Source organism: Helcococcus sueciensis DSM 17243 (assembly GCF_000423145.1).
Lineage (GTDB): Bacteria > Bacillota > Clostridia > Tissierellales > Peptoniphilaceae > Helcococcus > Helcococcus sueciensis.
On the sequence record NZ_AUHK01000007.1, the window covers coordinates 16,020 to 34,796 of the forward strand.

11 protein-coding genes and 1 tRNA gene are annotated in these 18,777 nt (G+C 26.9%); 10 read left to right on the forward strand and 2 right to left on the reverse strand.

The genetic code is table 11. The features are described 5' to 3' along the window. Position 1: 1 nt before the first annotated feature. Positions 2–2,407 (forward strand): YhgE/Pip domain-containing protein, encoded by a 2,406-nt coding sequence (locus G534_RS0103020; protein WP_027347810.1) that lies wholly within the window; start codon positions 2–4, stop codon positions 2,405–2,407. A 224-nt stretch (positions 2,408–2,631) separates the two neighbouring features. Then, complete coding sequence (dinB, locus tag G534_RS0103025) at positions 2,632–3,837, forward strand: DNA polymerase IV (protein ID WP_027347811.1); 1,206 nt, start codon at positions 2,632–2,634, stop codon at positions 3,835–3,837. A 57-nt stretch (positions 3,838–3,894) separates the two neighbouring features. Here dinB and G534_RS07765 read toward each other — a convergent pair whose 3' ends face one another. Beyond that, positions 3,895–5,727 carry an ATP-dependent helicase gene (locus G534_RS07765; RefSeq protein WP_051177400.1) on the reverse strand — a complete coding sequence of 611 codons (1,833 nt, stop codon included), beginning with the start codon at positions 5,725–5,727 and terminating at the stop codon, positions 3,895–3,897. A 191-nt stretch (positions 5,728–5,918) separates the two neighbouring features. Between G534_RS07765 and G534_RS0103035 the strand changes: the two genes are divergently transcribed. The 5 genes from G534_RS0103035 to G534_RS0103055 all read left to right on the forward strand — a co-directional run bounded on the left by G534_RS0103035 (position 5,919) and on the right by G534_RS0103055 (position 14,551). Then, complete coding sequence (locus G534_RS0103035; RefSeq protein ID WP_027347812.1) at positions 5,919–6,149, forward strand: hypothetical protein; 231 nt, start codon at positions 5,919–5,921, stop codon at positions 6,147–6,149. Positions 6,150–6,269: 120 nt separating this feature from the next. After that, on the forward strand, positions 6,270–6,851 hold the full coding sequence (fic, locus tag G534_RS0103040; protein ID WP_027347813.1) for a protein adenylyltransferase Fic: 582 nt from the start codon (positions 6,270–6,272) through the stop codon (positions 6,849–6,851). A 91-nt stretch (positions 6,852–6,942) separates the two neighbouring features. Continuing rightward, complete coding sequence (locus tag G534_RS0103045) at positions 6,943–8,046, forward strand: hypothetical protein (protein WP_027347814.1); 1,104 nt, start codon at positions 6,943–6,945, stop codon at positions 8,044–8,046. A gap of 188 nt (positions 8,047–8,234) precedes the next feature. Next, the gene (locus G534_RS0103050) at positions 8,235–13,379 is read left to right on the forward strand and encodes a SpaA isopeptide-forming pilin-related protein (protein WP_027347815.1); all 5,145 of its coding nucleotides are present in this window, start codon (positions 8,235–8,237) and stop codon (positions 13,377–13,379) included. 77 nt (positions 13,380–13,456) lie between these two features. Then, positions 13,457–14,551 carry an Mbeg1-like protein gene (locus tag G534_RS0103055; protein ID WP_027347816.1) on the forward strand — a complete coding sequence of 365 codons (1,095 nt, stop codon included), beginning with the start codon at positions 13,457–13,459 and terminating at the stop codon, positions 14,549–14,551. A gap of 58 nt (positions 14,552–14,609) precedes the next feature. Here the strand turns inward: G534_RS0103055 and G534_RS0103060 are convergent. Further along, positions 14,610–14,697: transfer RNA gene (locus G534_RS0103060), tRNA-Leu, on the reverse strand. Positions 14,698–14,836: 139 nt separating this feature from the next. Here G534_RS0103060 and polA point away from each other — a divergent pair. Genes polA through G534_RS07770 form a run of 3 tightly spaced genes read left to right on the forward strand, consistent with a single transcriptional unit; the run spans position 14,837 to position 18,687 of the window. Beyond that, on the forward strand, positions 14,837–17,473 hold the full coding sequence (gene polA / locus G534_RS0103065; RefSeq protein ID WP_027347817.1) for a DNA polymerase I: 2,637 nt from the start codon (positions 14,837–14,839) through the stop codon (positions 17,471–17,473). Further along, positions 17,463–18,068 (forward strand): dephospho-CoA kinase, encoded by a 606-nt coding sequence (gene coaE, locus G534_RS0103070; RefSeq protein WP_034595927.1) that lies wholly within the window; start codon positions 17,463–17,465, stop codon positions 18,066–18,068. The genes polA and coaE overlap by 11 nt, the downstream gene beginning before the upstream one ends. Further along, on the forward strand, positions 18,055–18,687 hold the full coding sequence (locus G534_RS07770; RefSeq protein WP_051177401.1) for a lytic transglycosylase domain-containing protein: 633 nt from the start codon (positions 18,055–18,057) through the stop codon (positions 18,685–18,687). The genes coaE and G534_RS07770 overlap by 14 nt, the downstream gene beginning before the upstream one ends. Positions 18,688–18,777 lie beyond the last annotated feature (90 nt).

Genomic DNA, 18,777 nt, shown 5'->3' on the forward strand with positions numbered 1-18,777 from the left:
TATGAAAACAAAAAAAATAATATCAAAAGTATTTTCATTGATATTAGCTTTTATTTTCTTCTTTTCATTTCCATTAAATGTATTTGCTAAAAATGCTAATAAAGAAGAAATTATCTATATATCAACAGATTTAGATGGCTCTGTAAAAGGAACCTATGTTGTAAATTCATTTGACTTAGATAAAGATGCTTCTATTTTAGATTATGGTAAATACGATAGTGTAACTAATTTAACAAATGAAAATGAAATAAAAGTTAAAGATGATGAAATATCAGTAGGTGGAAGCAAAGGAAAATTCTTTTATCAAGGAGATAATCCAGGAAAAGAATTACCTTGGATAATAGATATAAAATACTATCACGAAGGTAAAGAGCTAAAAGCAAATGAGATTGCTGGTAAAGAAGGAAAAATCGAGATAAAAGGACATATTTATCCTAACAAAAAGGCTAATCCCATTTACTCAGAATACTATTTAGGACAATTATCTATGAATATTGATTCTAAAAAAGCTGTAGTAACTGAATCTGAAGGGGCAACACTTGCATATCAAGGAAGTATTCAAATACTTAATTATACAGTTTTGCCAAAGAAAGAATTAAAGTTTAATATAGTAACAAATGCTACAAGTTTTGAAATGGAGCCATTTTCATTTTCAGCAATTCCATTTAATATGGATTTTGATTTACCAGATATGGGAAAATTCACAGGTGAAATATCTCAGTTAGAAAATGCTATAGCTATGCTTGGTGATGGTACAACTAGATTAAATCAAGGAGTATTTTCACTTAAAGATAATGCTAATCTTCTATTCGATTCTTTAGGAAGTATAAATAGTGGAATTCGTCAATTTGCTGATGGACAAAGAGAATTAGCAGATGGTTCAAAACAATTTGAAAATGGATTAAAACAATATTCAGTAGGAATAGATAAATTAACTAGTGAATTATCACAATTATCAGGCGGTATGAATGATTTAAAATCAGGATTAAACCAACTTAAAAATGGTAATGATGAGTTAAAATATGGAATGCTTGAATATACAAAAGGTATTGAAGAATATACCGATGGTGTATCACAAATTTATGAAGGTCATTTACAATTTACTGACGGTATAAAAAAGATGGGTTCAGAATCTAAACAATTAGTTGACGCAGGAGATCAATTAGTAGATGGATCAAAACAAATATTGGAGGGCCTATCAATAATTGATAAAATTAATTTGTCAGATAAAATCACACTTGAAGATTTGAAAAAACTAGAACCAATAGTGGATCAAATTGTAAAATTCTGGGACGATGTAAAAAAAGAAATAGAAGAATTGACCTCAGAAGATGTATTAGTTGCTTTGACTACTGCAAAAGGAATATTGGAAAACAGTATATCAAATATTGAAAAAATACAAAAAGATTTAGATGTAGACAATATATTATCAAATATAGGAATACAAGATCCTGAAAATCCAGACGTAGTTAAAATAATTGAGTATATTAAAAAAGTAAATGATAACTTAACACAAGTAAAACAAGAATTAGATAGAGTTCTTAAATTTATAGAACTTTATACAAATAATGAAGAAAATCTAAAAAAATTAGTAGAATATATCGAGCAATACAATAAAGAGATAAATGAAAAATTAAAACCATTGAAAGATGCATTGGATAACTATAATCCAGAAGATGCATATGATGCAATAGTTAAAATATCAAATTTTGGAAAACAATATGAACAATTCCATAATGGATTAATTCAATATACAAATGGCACTAAAGAATTAGTCAATGGAATAAATAATCAACTACTTCCTGGAAGTGAAAAATTTGATCAAGGCCTTGGATCCTTATCTAAGAATGGTTCAACTATTGTCAATGGAGGTAATAGAATTTCAGAAGGAATGATTGAAGTTTCCAAAGGACTAAGCTTAATAGTTTCTAAATTGGACTTCGACGGAGATATGTCTCAAGTATCAAAATTGAAATATGGGATGGATGCTCTAGTTGGAAACTATTCTAAAATATCAAATGGACAATTAGAACTTGCAAATGGAGCAGATGCACTTGCAGATGGTCTAAGCGAATATCGTAATGGTTTTGGAATGTTTAGCAATGGAGTAGGACAATTTGCAGAAGGTGTAGATGAATTATCACAAGGAGCAAATACTCTTAAAAACGAAACTCAAGGCATGACAAAATTGATGGAACAACAAATTGACGAAGCTATGAGCGCTTTCAAAAAAGAAGGTTTCAAACTTGAAAGTTTTGTAAGTGAAAAGAATACAAATATACAATTGGTACAATTTGTATATATTTCAGACTCTATAACAGTTGTAAAAGAAGATGAAGCACCAATAGAAACAGAAGAACTTACATTCTGGCAAAAGATTTGGGATATAATTACTTTCTGGGATTAAAAATGCTTTTTAGTATTTTATATACTAATTTATAAAAAATTGAATAAAAGACTTAAATTTTAGACATGAACCCCAAAATTCGTAATACGGATGGAGGGGTTCAGCTCATTTCTATATAGATTATAGGTGTTTTTTATTGATTAATTTAATTAGAGTTGAAAATTTTTGTATAGTATAATCATATATATATTATAGATATATAGCATCACATGAAAGGAAGTTTTATGGACAGAGATATTTTACATATTGATATGAATAATTGTTTTGCTTCAATAGAAATAAAATTAAATCCGAGTCTAAAGGGGCTTCCTGTTGTTGTGTCAAGATCTGATGGAGAGAATAGTGGAATAGTGCTTGCAAAATCACAAGAAGCTAAAAAGTTTGGAATAAAAACTGCAGAAACTATTTGGCAAGCTAGAAAAAAATGTAAAGATATTGTGATTGTACCTCCTCATTATGATGAATATAAGAAGCATTCAATCTGGGCTAGAGAAATATATTATTCATATACAAATCAAGTAGAGCCGTTTGGATTAGATGAAGCATGGCTTGATGTTACTGGTTCAAAAAGATTATTTGGTACAGCTGAAAATATAGCTCATGAATTAAGAAATAGAATAAAAAATGAATTAGGAATTACAGTAAGTGTGGGAGTGAGCTTTAATAAAATATTTGCAAAACTTGGTTCTGATATGAAAAAACCGGATGCAGTCACTGTAATTAATAAAGAAAACTTTAAGGATAAAGTATGGCCGTTAAATGTTGATGCAATGATTGGTATAGGCGAATCTACAAGAAAAAAATTAAATGATAATGGAATATTTACACTGGGTGATCTTGCAGAGTCTAATGAAGAAGATATTGAAAAGCTAATTGGTGTATCTGGCGAAAAGATTTGGATACAGGCAAATGGTCTTGATAATACTCCAGTGCGAGATTTCTATACTAGAGAAGATATAAAGTCTATTGGGCATGGCAATACTTTTTCTAAAAATCTTGAAACTTTTGAAGAAGTTAGAAATGAATTTCAAAAGCTTGCCATTATGATAGGAGATAGACTTATAGAAAATAATCTTGAAGCTATGGGCATTCAAATTAGAGTAAGAGATAACCAAATGAAGACGCATAGTTTTCAAGAAACTTTAGAATATTCTACTTTTTCTTCGATAGTTATCAGAGATAGAGCCATTAAATTATTTAACAATTATAAATGGATTAATCCAATAAGATTTTTAGAAATAAGAGCAATAAATCTTACAAAAGAATCAAATATACAAACTAATTTATTTGAAACATTTGATGATGCGATAAAAAAATCAAAAGTAGATAAAGCTATTTTTGATATTAAAAGTCAATTTGGTGAAATAATTACATTTGGATCACTTAATAAAAAAGATGAGATAGAAGAAGATAAAGATATTGACAATTAAAATAGAGAGTTTAAAAAAGGATATCTATGATAAATAATAAAAAAGATGAGATTTAAATTATTCATTTAAAATCTCATCTATAAACATAGATTTCTTTGTTTTGCTCATATATAAATATGATGGATAATAGATACTTAAGGATTTTTTTGCACGAGTAATTGCAACATAGAAAAGCCTTCTTTCCTCTTCTAAAATATTTAACTCTTCTTTTTGCGATGAAGAATATGCTGAAGGAAATTCTTTTTCAATCATATCTATTATATAGACATTATCAAATTCAAGACCTTTAGCTCCATGGATAGTTGATAAGGTTAAATTCGAACTTTCCATAGAGTGTGACTTTTGAATTGATATTAAATCTACTACCTTATCTTCAAATTCTTTAACAGTTTTTATTCCCCTTGAAATATTTTGTAAAGTATCTATTATTCTATCAAAGGAAATCATAGACATTGAATTTCGTCTTGCAAGTTCTTCTAAATACACATAATAATCCATTGAAAAAATTATATAGTTTATCGCTTTATCAAAATCCATATCGGAAATTTTATCTAGGTGAAATGATAAATCATATATTTTATCAATAAAAAAGGAATTTAGGCCATCGACTTGTAAAAGGCGTTTAATTATACTTTCTTCACTAGGCATTATCTTAACTTGATTTACGAAATCTCTTCTAAGGAAAAGATTAAATTTGTAATATATCCTTTCAAATAGTGAAATATCATATTGGTCTTTGGCAAAATTGATAGTATCCTTCAAATCTGTAATTATTTGATTTGAATAAAAAGCTAATTTTCCATCTTTTATATAGAAATCAGTATCTTGTGGTATTTGATTGATGATATTTATTGAAGAAATATTATTTCTGTAAAGAATTGCACAGTTTTCGCCATTTTTAATATCTTCAAGTGCACTAGTAATTACATGTTGAGCTTGTGTATAAGTTGTTTTAGTTTTGTTTAGATTTATAATATTTCCTTTTTCTTTAGTGGCATTAATGGATTTTATATATCTCTTTTTATTATTTCTAATTAATTTATTTGATATTTGAGCGATATTTTCAGTAAATCTATAATTGTCTTCCATAAAATAAATTTTAGCATCAGGATATACATTTTTGAAATCTAGTAATTGGCTAGAAGAAGCACCTCTAAATCCATATATCGATTGATCATCATCTGCTACTATGAATAGATTATTTTTAGGTTGTGCAATTAGAGATATTATCTTTAATTGAACATATGAGGTATCTTGACCTTCATCAATTTGTATATAGTCAAATTTGTTCTGAATATATTTCAATGCTTTTTTATTGTTTTGCAATATTTTCAAAGATTCCAAAAGCATATCATCAAAATCTATTAGTCCATTAGATTTTTTAAAATTTTCATATTCATTAAATATCTCAACAAATCCATTAAAAGCTCCTTGATACATTTTTTTATAGTCTTCATAATTCATCAAGGTATTTTTCAAAAATCCAGAAACTCTAAAAAATGCCTCTAAATTTTCATCTGTAATTTTTCTTTTTTTACGTCTTAGATATATTTGACTTACAATACTATATTTATTAAATTCTTTCGATGATTCTATTAAATTAATTTTGTGTGGAGAAAAATATCGCAAAATTCCATATGAAAATGAATGTATGGTAGAAAATTTTGGTCCTATCTGATTATATTTTTCATAATATCTATTTTCCATATCAAGAGCTTGAGATTTTGAAAATGTCATTGCCAATATTCGATTGGGATCGACACCATTCTCTATAAGTTTGTTAATCCTTGCTAGTAATACTGTTGTTTTACCAGAACCTGGAACAGCAAGTACAAGGCAAGGACCTTCCATATGATTTATAGCTTCTATTTGTGATTTTGAATAATTCATTTTAACTCCTTATATAGATTATATAACAATAAATATAATTTTTAAAAATGCTTGATTTTATTATCAAAAATCATTAATAAAATGTAATAATATTGGCAGTATAAATTATCCGTCTTCTGATAGACTATATATAACAAACTGGCTATATTTAGGATATAGTCATCAGGCATCAAAATGCGTGAGGGGAAATTATGAGAAATGATAAAAAAGACTCTAGAATTCCTAAATATTTTCACTCTGATGGAAATGGTATACATCTTGAAGTGGGTAAAAAATATTTACTAATAAGTGGAAATATAAAAAAGGAGATATTTGTAATAAAAGAATATAGGCATTTTTATTTTGTACGAGTAAATAAGAAATATAATGAAAATATAAGCAAATATCAAGAAGATTTTAAATTTCAAATTATCGAAAATTGACAATATATAAGTAAATTGTTAACCTACATATTATTTGCACAAAAAAAGGAGCAAAAAAATTATTAAAGATAGCAAGATATAATAAACAAATGTTAGAAAGGGCTTTAGGAATTAAATAATATGAGAAAAAATCAAGAGGAATATTTAAGTAAATTAAGAGCAATAGAGTTATGGGATAAAGAATTAATAAATAATATAGAAGTTGGCACTCTTAAAGGTTTACTAGATATTCACAAGTATTTATTTCAAGATGTCTTTGGATTTGCAGGGAAAATAAGGGATAAAAATATTTCTAAAGGATATTTTAGATTTGCTCATGTTATGTATTTAGAATCAAATTTAGAAATAATAGAAAATATGCCAGAGAATACTTATGATGAAATAATAGAAAAATATGTAGAAATGAATATAGCGCATCCATTTTTAGAAGGGAATGGAAGATCAACACGAATTTGGTTAGATTTAATACTCAGAAAAAATTTAAGTTTATGCGTAGCTTGGTATTTAGTAGATAAACAAGATTACTTAAATGCTATGGAAAAATCCCCAGTTAATGACCTAGAAATTAAACATCTTCTAAAATCATATTTAACAAAAGATATAAATAATAGACAAGTATATATGAGAGGAATCCAACAGTCTTATATGTATGAAAATCTATGTGAATATGATATAAATAATATAAGTAATAATACATATTAAAAAATTAATAATAAATTTACATTAAAATTAACAGAAGTTATTTAAACTCAGAGGTGTTGAAATGAAAGATTTAAATAACTAGGAGATAACAATGCAAAGAAGAAAATTAAATCAAGAAAATAAAGATAACAAAAAGAAATTATTTATCCTATTAGGAGTATTAGCTTTATTAGTTGTAGTAGGATCAGTAATAGCAATAAAAAATAGAAACAATAAACAAGTAGAAGAAACACCAAAAGAAACAGTTTTAGAAACTGTTAAAGAATCAGAAAAAGAAACTCAAAAAGAATCTTCTAAGAAAGAAAACAAAAAAGAAGATAAGAAAGATAAAAAAGTTACACAAAAGAAAGATGACAATAAGAAAGTCAAAGAAGAAGTAAAAGAAGATGGAACAGTAGTAATCGAATCAGAAGATGAAAAAGGAAATAAGGTAGTAACTAAAATAAAAGACAATAAAGTAGAAAAAATAGTTACAGATAAAACTGGTAAAACTAAGACAGAAAGATCAAATATAAATGACAAAGAAAATTCAGGGTTAAAAACAAAAGTCAAAGAAGTAGTAAAAGAAAAATCTGTTGCAAGTAAACCATCTACACCAAAACAAAATACAAAGACAGAAAAACCAAAAGAAAATAAGGTGACAAAGCCATCACCAAGCAAACCAAGCAAACCATCTACACCAAGTAAGCCAAAAGAAACAAAGAAAGAAGTAGTTAGAACAACTGAAACACAGTCAATATCATTTAACACAATAGATAATTACGCTTATACAGGTGGAAAATCAAGAGTATATCAAGAAGGAAGAAGTGGAGTAAAAACTATTGTAAAAGAAGATGGTAAAGTAGTATCAAATACAATTACAACACAACCACAAGATAAGATAATAGAAAGATATGTAAAAGTACAAAGTGCAGAATATAAGACAGTAGAAAAAGAAGTAGATAATTTAGATAGACCTATTTATAATGAATATGGTAGAGAAAGATGGTTTGTTCATAATGATTTAACTGGAGAAACAAAATACTTTTACTCAGCAGGAGAAGCAGAAGATTATATGTTAAATAATGCTATATTAGGAAACTGGGGTACAGCAGAAACTGAAATAGTTGTAACAGATGAAATTGTAGGTTATGAAACTAAAATAGTAAAAGAAGAAGTAAAAGTATCTGATGAAGTATGGGAATGGAAACATTAATAGATAACTTTAGTTCAAAATGAACAGAAGTTACTTGAAAGAAGGTAAAGATACCTTCTTTTTTTTATTTTAAAAAGGAGTGGAAAATGAATGAATTAAAAATGATATTCAATGAAATTTCATTTGATCCTTAAATATAAAAAATTTAACTCAAATGAAATAAAAAAATAAAAAACAAAGGAGAAAACATGATAAACAAAAGTAAAAGAATATTAAGTCTAATTTTAGCTGTACTTATGATAATTTCAGGAATAAATCTAACAATACCAGCTAAAAATGTAGAAGCAGTAAGTTTACCAAATAAGGTTACATTAAACCCTATTAAATATTTTGGTACACCTAGTTATACTATCAAAAAAACAGATAGAGTAGGTGGTTATGGAGCATGGACATCAGTTGGTAGAGTAGAAAGTACAGCAGAACAATTTCAAGATGGAAAAAATGTTTTGTTTTGTATAGAAGTATGGAACAATGTAGGTTGGTATAATGGATCAAATCCAAAAGCATTAGAATACACAGCATATGGAAGTCCACAAACGCTTGAAAGAAGTATTGCAGAATTTATTCAATATACTTCATACACACAAAGATTGCAAACATGGGAAGAATTTAAGCAAAAATATATGGCTTCAACAGATGGAGAATTTTCTAATTTATTGCAATTAGCAGTATGGCAATTAAAAGGACAAATTGAAGTAGATAAAAATAGCTATACAGGTAAATTACTATCTGATTATTGGAGAGATATTAATGGACTAAAAAACCCATTAAAATATGATGTAAAAGGTCATAAATGGAAAGAAGGTGTAAATGTAATTAAAAATACAGGATCTGGAGCATTTTCAAAAAGATTAAACGAGAATCCAACATTTACAGGAACTAATGGTGTAACAGGAAAAATAGCATTAAATGGTGATCTAACAATAAATGTACCAAAATCAGCATTAAGTTCAGGATTTTCATTTAATTTCTATCACCCAAGAATAAAAGGATCAACATTAGTTAAACAAGAATATAGAAATGAAAAAGACGGTCAAAGATTAATAGCAATAGATGGTGGTTGGGATAGATGGGATTTCTATAAATTTGAAGTAGAACCACAAACTGTGCCATTAAAATTAAAAAAAGAATCAACAAAACCAAGCTTTGTAGAAGGTAATCCAAACTACTCATTAGAAGGAGCAGAATATGGATTATATAAAAATTATGCAAATGCATTGCGTGATAGTAATAGAATAGGAACATTTACAACAAATGCAAATGGTGAAACAAATACTATTGAACTACAAAAAGGAATATATTTTGCAAGAGAACAAAAAGCACCAAAAGGCTATAAATTAGATAGAAAATCAGGTGAAAATAAAAATGGTATTGTAAAAATTGAAGTAGTAGATAAACCAGTAACATTTACTGTAAAAGATGAACCAAATACAGACCCATTAACATTAATGCTTAAAAAGACAGATGGAAGTGGAAAAGGATTAAATGGAGCAATCTTTGAAGTTAAATATTATCAAGAATTAACAGATAATGTAGAAGGTTTAACACCAAAGTATACATGGAAATTAAAAACAGGTACTGCACCAAATGGTGTTGAAGGTTATCTACAGTTAAATGATAAATTTAAAGTTGGTGGAGATGAAATTCCAAAAGATGAAAATGGTAGAACACTAGGATTCATGGGAACATACACTATTCAAGAAATAAAAGCACCAAAAGGATATAAGCTAGATGATACCCTTCATATAAGACAATTAAAAGAAGAAACTAGAGGTGGAGTGTCAGTAATGACATTTAATGCACCAACTCATGAAAACAAATCTCAATTAATGCAATTTACACTTAAAAAAGAAGATGTAGTTACAACACAATCACAAGGAAATGCAACACTTGAAGGGGCAAAATATAAAGTAGTTTTAGTTGAATCTAAATATACTGATATAAAATCTGGAACTATTGTAAAAGAAGTTGTTACAAATAAAGATGGTATAGTAAGCGTTAAAGACTTGCCACTAGGAGTGTATGATGTAGTAGAAGTTGAAAACTCACTAGGATATACACTAAACCCAGTTGCAGTAAGAGTAGAAGGTGTAGAAGATGATTTAGGTGGAGAATATACAACTAAAGTAACTCAAACTACAACAAACTCAAAGACATTAATTGATATGTTAAATTCAAAAATTGATGAATTAAATATATTAAATAAAGCAAATGCAAATGGTGGTGAGTATAGAGAAATTGAAAATGTAAAAGATAAAGAATTTAATCAAATAACAAGTGAAAATCCAACAGTTATTACAAATGAATTGCCAGAATATGGAAGAATATCTGTAACTAAACACCAAGATGGAGAAAATGGTAAAGATAATTCTTCACAATCTGGTGGAAGAATACCAGAAGAAGGTATCAAGTTTGATATATACAACTTAAATGATGAAAAAGTAGATAGTTTTACAACAGATAAATTTGGTAGAGGAACAAGTAAATGGTTACCAAAGGGAATATATATAGTAAAACAAGCAAGTAGAAATCATGGCTTTATAAATATAGAACCATTTAAGGTAGAAATAAAAGGTGATTGGACTGAATACCAATACAATTTAGAAAACTACACTAGTGAAAAATGGTTACAAATATTCAAAAAAGATGAAGAAACTGGAAATACAATTCCACAAGCTGGAGTTAAGTTTGAATTATACAAAGCAAATGAAGATGGAAGTAAGGGCGAAAAAGTAGTACAAACATTAAGATACCAAGAAACAAAAGAAATTTCAGAATTTGAAACAAATGATAAAGGTATGGTTCAACTACCTGAAAAAATACAAGTAGGAAAATACATTTTAGAAGAAATAAAAGCACCAAAAGGCTATTATTTAGATCCACAAGGAGAACCATTACAATTTGAAATAGAAGATGATGGAGATAAACCAGCACAATTAATAAAGATATTTGTAATTGAAAAAAGAAATACACCACAAAAAGGTAGATTAACACTTGAAAAAACAGCACCAATATTAAAAGGATTTAGTGTAAAAGATGGTGTTACAAAATTAGAATTTAAAGATGGATATTTAGAAGGAACTAAGTGGGAATTAAGAGCCAAAGAAGATATTATATCAGGTGATAAAGTTACAATACTTCATAAAAAAGGGGAATTAGTAGATACAATAACTACTAACTCAAAAAATCCAGTAACAAGTAAAGAAGTTCCACTAGGAAAATATACACTTAAAGAAATAAGTGTACCAGATAAATATGTATTAGATACAAGAGAGTATGATATAGAATTTACACCACAATCACAAAATGTAAGAGTACATTCTGTAACAGAAATGAAATTCAATGAAAGAAAGAATATCGAATTTGAATTTACAAAGAAATTTGAAAATGATCCATACTTTACAACTAATCCAAAAGCTGAATTTGGTATTTTCTTAGCTGATGATTACAAAGAAAATGGTGTAACAATTCCAAAAGATTCAATGCTTGATAAAGTAGAAGTTGAAGCAAAAGAATTAAATGGAGAAAAGAAAGTAGAAAAACCAGTATATGAAATAGTTGAAAAAGAAGTTAATAGATATGAAGTATCTGAATTTATTGAAACAAAAGTAGATAATAAAGATAAACCAATTATTGAAGTACAGAAAGATGTCACTTATGTATTATCTTACTTAGATAAAGAAACTAAAAAAGAAGTCGTATTGTCATTTGAAACTAGAGAAGAAGCAGAAGCAGAATTAGCTAAACAAGGTAAGAATGCAGATGAATCTTCCATAGTTGAGAATATAAAAGAAACTAAAGTAGTAACTGGATATGAACAAAAAACAACGAAAGAATTAGTTGAAGTATTTAAGTTCAATGAAGAAGAAAAAGCTAAATCTAAAATTGAAGAAATTGAAGCAAAAGGCAATATAGCAAAATTAGAAGTTATAAAAACAAAAGTTCAAGAAAAGGTACAAGTAGGAGTAGAAGAATCTAAAGAAGTTGAATATGTAATTAAAGGTAAATTTAATAGTTTACCTATTGATGGTAAATTCTACATTAAAGAATTATCAGTTGATGGAAAATATGTATTAGATAATAAGAAACATGAAACAGGATTCAAGTTTGAAGATACAAAAGAAAAAGAAAATAAAGTTGAATCAGCTGAAATAGAAAATGAACTACAAAAAGTATCAGTAGTAATTGTTAAAACAGAAATGGGATCTAACAAAGAAATTCCAGTTGTTGGAGCAAAATATAAATTAGTTGCAGTAGATGAAATAAAAGGTAAAACAGAAGTTGGAGAATATATAACTGATAAATTAGGTAAGATTGTAGTTGAAGGATTGCCAAAAGGACAATACTACTTAGAAGAAGTAAAAGCACCAGAAGGCTATATCAAAGATGATAAAAATATAGATCTTGATTTATCAAATAAAGATCATGGTGATGTAGTAGAAGTAGAACATGAAAATGAAAAAATACCACATATTAAAACAACAGCAGAAGATAAAAATACTGGTAAGAAAAATATAAACCCAACCAAAAAAGTATATATTAAAGACTATGCTTATTACAAAGATTTAATCATCGGTAAAGAATATGAAATCAAAGGTTTATTAATGGATAAGTCTACAAATAAACCACTACTTGATAAGAATGGAAATAAATATGAAACATCACTAAAATTTGTACCAGAAACAAGAAATGGTTATGTAGTATTAGAATTTGAAGTAGATTCTTCTGACGTAAGAGGAAAGACAACAGTAGTATTTGAAGATTTATATAGAGAAGGTAGATTATTATATTCTCATGCAGATATAAATGATGAAGATCAAACTGTTAAAGTAAAAGATCCTAAAATCAAGACTACATTTGCTGAAATAAAATCAGGTAAAAAAGTATTTGATCCAGTAGGAGTAGTAAAATTAGTTGATAAAGTTTACTATGAAAACTTAGTAATAGGTGATGAATATGTTGCTAAATTAAAAGTAATGGATAAAGAAACTAACAAACCATTATTAATAAATGGAAAAGAAGTAGTAAGTGAAACAAGATTTATAGCAGAAAAAGAAACTGGAGTAGTTGAAGTAACAGTTGAAATTGATTTAAGTCAAGTAAGAGGAAAAGATTTAGTTGCATTTGAAAAATTACTATACAATGGGGAAGTAATAGCAACTCATGAAGATATAAATGACGAAGGTCAAACTGTTAAAGTTAATGATATACCAAAAATACCTAAAAATCCAAAAACAGGTGATTTAGGGATATTATTGCCAACTACATTATTGTCAATATCTTCAATAATCTTATTATTCTTTAGAAGAAAACAAAGACAATTAAGTAAATAGTTTTATTTTATTGAAAAATATAGAATTATAATGTTAAAATTTGCTATAATATCTATGGTTATATACATGGAGGGTTTATGAAAAATATTAATGATTATCTAAAAAAATATGGACATTTATCATTTATAGAAAAGCCTTTTAATGAAATTGATTATTTAATTTTAGCAAGATTTTCATATATTCCTTTCGAAAGAATATTAAAAACATTCGAAGAAGAAACTATTGAAAACTTATATAGAAGCTCTATTGATATGAAAGATGAACATATAAGATATAATTGGCCTGACGACAGTCCATTTTTTGAATTAATGGGACAAAGTAAAAGATTCAAAGATTTGATTATATCTGATTTTGAACATATATTAGACACAAAACAAGAGAATCAATTTGCTGCAATTACAATTCACCTAGATGATGAAACAAAATATATATCATACAGAGGAACAGATGTAACATTTGTAGGTTGGAAAGAAGATTTTTACTTGTCATTCAAGGCACATATTAATTCACAAATATCTGCAAAAAAATATATTGAAAATATTTCCCAAAAATATCCTAATCATAAAATTAAAATTGGTGGTCATTCAAAAGGTGGGAATCTTGCAATATATGCAGGTGCATTTTGTAATGATGATATTAAAGATAGGATAATTTCGATAGTGAATTATGATGGTCCAGGATTTGTAAAAGATATTGTAGAATCTGATGAATACAATTCAATTTTAGATAAAGTTATCAATATAATTCCTCAAAATTCAATAATTGGAAGATGTATGTACAATAAAGGGAAATTTATAATACTTCAAAGTGAAGAAACAGGAATAATGCAACATGATGTATATTCGTGGACTGTGGATGATGATAAATTTGTATATATGGACGAATTAACAAGACAAAGTGATTTTGTAGAGAATACAATTACAAATTGGCTAGAAGTCGTAGATCCAAATCAAAGAAAAAAGATAATAGATGTAATCTTTGATATTTTATATGAATCAAATTATCGTGATTTTTATCAATTGTCTGAAAATTGGCTTGATTCAGCGAAATATTTAAAAGATAGCTATAGCGAATTAGATGAGGGAACAAAAAAAATAATAACAAATACATTTAAAGAATTATTAAAAAGTGCAAGAAATAATATAGATATTAAAAAGAGAATATTTAAATAAACATAATAAAAAAGATGGCTTAAAATACCATCTTTTTTGTGTTTTATATAAATATTAATGGTGCCGATAGAGGGAATCGAACCCCCACGCCCTTAACAGGCATCAGATTTTGAGTCTGACGTGTCTACCAGTTCCACCATATCGGCTTGACAAATAAAATAATAACATTTTATATAAATTTTATCAAGAGAAAATAATCGACTATTTTTATATGTTATAATCTAATTATAATTAATACGAGAGATTTTGCTTTAATGCAAATTTTATTATATTAGGAAGGAAAATATGAAGAAGATATTATTAATTGATGGTTCCAGTTTAATATTTAGGGCATTTTATGCCATAAGAAATTTATCTACTAGAGAAGGAATTCCAACAGGTGCAGTATATGGATTTATAAATATGTACAATGCAGCGTTGAAAAAAATAGATCCAGATTATGTATTAGTTGCTTTTGATAATGCTGGGCCAACTATTAGAACAAGAGAATTTGCTGAATATAAAGGTACTAGACAAAAGACTCCAGATGAATTGCTTACTCAATTTGGAATGGTAAAAGATTTATTAGATTCTTACAATGTAAAACATATAGCACTTGATGATTATGAAGCTGACGATATAATTGGAACTTTATCAAATATGGCTTCAAAAAATGGGATTAAATCATATATGCTTACAGGAGATAGAGATTATTTCCAATTAGTTAATGAAACAGCAAATGTTCTTTATACAAAGAAGGGGATTTCAAATCTTGAAATATATGATTTAGAAAAAGTTGAAGAACAGTATGATTTAACACCTGAAAAATTAATTGAGATTAAAGGTTTAATGGGAGATACTTCAGATAATATACCTGGAGTACCTGGAGTTGGAGAAAAAACAGCGATTAAATTAATTAAAGAATATGGTGATATTGAAACTATATATGAAAATATAGATAAAGTTTCTGGAAAGGTTTTAAAACAAAATCTTATAGACAACAAAGCTCAAGCATTTATGTCTAGAAAATTAGGAACAATATATACAGATATTAAACTTGATTTTGATATTGAAGATTTAAAACTCGTTGAACCTAATAGAAATGAATTGTATGAAAAATATAAAGTTTTAGAATTTGGTAAACTAACTCAAGAATTTTCTCCGAACACTGATGAAGCATTTGATTTTGAACCATTAATTGTTGGATTAAATAGAATGGCTGATGTATATCATTATGTTAAATCAGAGAAGAAACTTATATTTGATATTATTTGTGAAGGTGATTATTTACAAGAAAAACCAAGATATTTAGCTATAATGGGTAAACAAAATCATATTATGTTGGTTGATTTACTTGTGGATGAATTTCCATTTGTAACTAAATTTAAAGATTTATTTGAAGATGATGAGATAGTTAAGATTGGTTTTGATATTAAAAAACTAATTGTAATGCTGAAAAAGATAGATATAAATCTTGATAGAAATTACCAAGATTTAATGATTATATCATATCTAATCAATCCTAAGGGAGACTATTCATTAAAGGATATTGCATTTAGTGAATTGGAAAAAGATATTAAATCATTGGATGAATATTTTGGAAAAGGAAAATCTAAAAAAAATCTTGAAACTTTAGAAAAAGTTTATATAGAAGAATATTTAGCAAATAATTTATTTGTAATAGAAAGCAGTATAGATCCTCTCCTAGAAAAAATTGAAAACTTAAATATGAAAGATTTGTTGTTCAATGTAGATTTACCACTTGTTCGTGTTTTAGCAGAAATGGAATTGGTGGGTATTGAAACTCATAAAGATGAGTTTGATAAAATTGATAAAGAAATTTCTGAAAGACTTGAAACTACTACCAATCGTATTTACAAATTAGCAGATGAAGAATTTAATATAAATTCTCCAAAGCAATTAGGAGAGATATTATTTGATAAATTAAAATTACCAGTAATCAAGAAGACAAAGACAGGATATTCTACAAATGCAGATGTGCTTGCAAAATTAGCAGATGAGCATGAAATTATTCCTTTGATAGAAGAATATAGACAGTTAGCCAAACTTAAAAGCACATATATTGATGGATTAGTAAATTATATAGCTGAAGATGGAAGAATACATTCCAAATTTAATCAAACAATTGCAGCGACAGGAAGATTAAGTTCAACTGAACCTAATTTACAAAATATTCCAATTAAAACTGAAGAAGGAAGATTAATTAGAAAAGCATTTTTCGCTGGTGAGGGCAAGAAATTAATATCTGCCGATTATTCACAAATTGAGTTGAGAGTTTTGGCGGCACTTACAAAAGATGAAAATATGTTAGATGCATTTAAACATAATATAGATATACATGCAAAGACTGCATCAGAAGTATTTAATGTAGATTTAGATAAAGTTACGAAAAGACAAAGATCAGAGGCAAAAGCGGTTAATTTTGGTATTGTATATGGAATTTCTGATTATGGTTTATCAGAAGATTTAAATATATCTAGAGCACAAGCAAAAGAATATATTGATGAATATTTGAAATCTTATCCAAATATTAAAAAGTACATGAAGGATATAGTTCAAAAAGCTAAAGATGATGGATATGTTGAAACTATGTTCCATAGAAGAAGATATATAACAGAAATTAGCTCATCAAATTTCAATGTAAGAAGTTTTGGAGAAAGAATTGCTCTAAATACACCAATACAAGGTACGGCTGCAGATATAATAAAGATTGCAATGATACATGTTGCAAATAGAATAGAAAAAGAAGGATTGAAGTCAAGATTGATTTTACAAATCCATGACGAATTAATAATTGAAGCTCTGGACGAAGAGCTTGATACTATTGAGACTTTATTAAAAGAAGAGATGGAAAATGCGGTAGATATTGGAGTAAGGCTCTTAGTAGAAGTTGAAATGGGTGATAATTGGTATGAAATCTAGAATAATAGGATTGACAGGATCAATTGCTACAGGGAAATCAACAGTTTCTAAATATTTAATAAAAAAGGGATATAAAGTAGTTGATGCAGATAAAATAACTCATGAATTGATGAAAAAAGATAATATCAATTATGTTGAAATAGTAAAACATTTTGGAAATTCTATTTTAGATAAAGATGATGAAATAGATAGAAAAAAATTAGCAAATATAGTATTTTCAGATGAAAACAAATTAAATGCATTAAATAATTTGACCCATCCAAATATTTTTAATAAAATTAATGAAACGATAGAAGAATCTGATGAAAAAATTATTTTTCTGGATATAGCGTTATTAATCGAATTTATAAAAAATAATATTTGGAATATTTCTCTTGATGAGATTTGGTTAGTATATGTTAATAAAGATATTCAACTTGAAAGATTGATGAAGAGAAACAATTTTAGTGAGAAAGAAGCTAAAATCAGAATAAAAGCACAGATGGATATAGATGAAAAAATAAAATATTCTGATTTTATTTTGTATAATGATAGAGATTTAGAATATCTTTATAAACAGATTGATGAGAGGTTAAATTTATATGAAAGTAATTAAAAGATTATTAGTATTATTATTAATAATATTAATTATGTTGTTTGCATTAGGATATTTTATTTTATTTGCAACGGTAAAAAATAATCATAAACCATATATGGAATATATCGAAAAATATTCTCAAGAATATGGGGTCGAAAAAGAATTAGTTGCAGCGGTTATCAAAACTGAAAGTGGATTTAATAAAGAAGCTCACTCTAGTGCTGGAGCTAAAGGCTTAATGCAAATAACTAATGATACAGGTGATTGGATAGCGAATAGATTAGATGAAGAGTTTATAGAAGATAATCTATATGATCCAGAAACCAATATTAAATATGGTATTTATTATCTAAAATATTTAATTAATTATTATAAATCTGTAGATTATGCAATAATGGCATATAATGCCGGATTTGGGAATGTTGATTTATGGATAAGAGAAGGTATATTGACGGGGAATGTAGAGGATTATGAAAATATTCCATTTGCAGAAACTAGAAACTATATAAATAGAGTAAAAAAACAATATCATATAAATCAAGAAATTTATGATATTTATTACACTCCTAAAAATGATAATAGATGGTTAATATCTTGGAATCTATATAAGACATTTTTATCAGATTTGTTTAGATAAAAAAAGATATCTGTTGGAATTTATATCTAGCAGATATTTTTATTTTAAAATATTATTAATAAAATTTCTTTTTTTACTTTCTATATAACT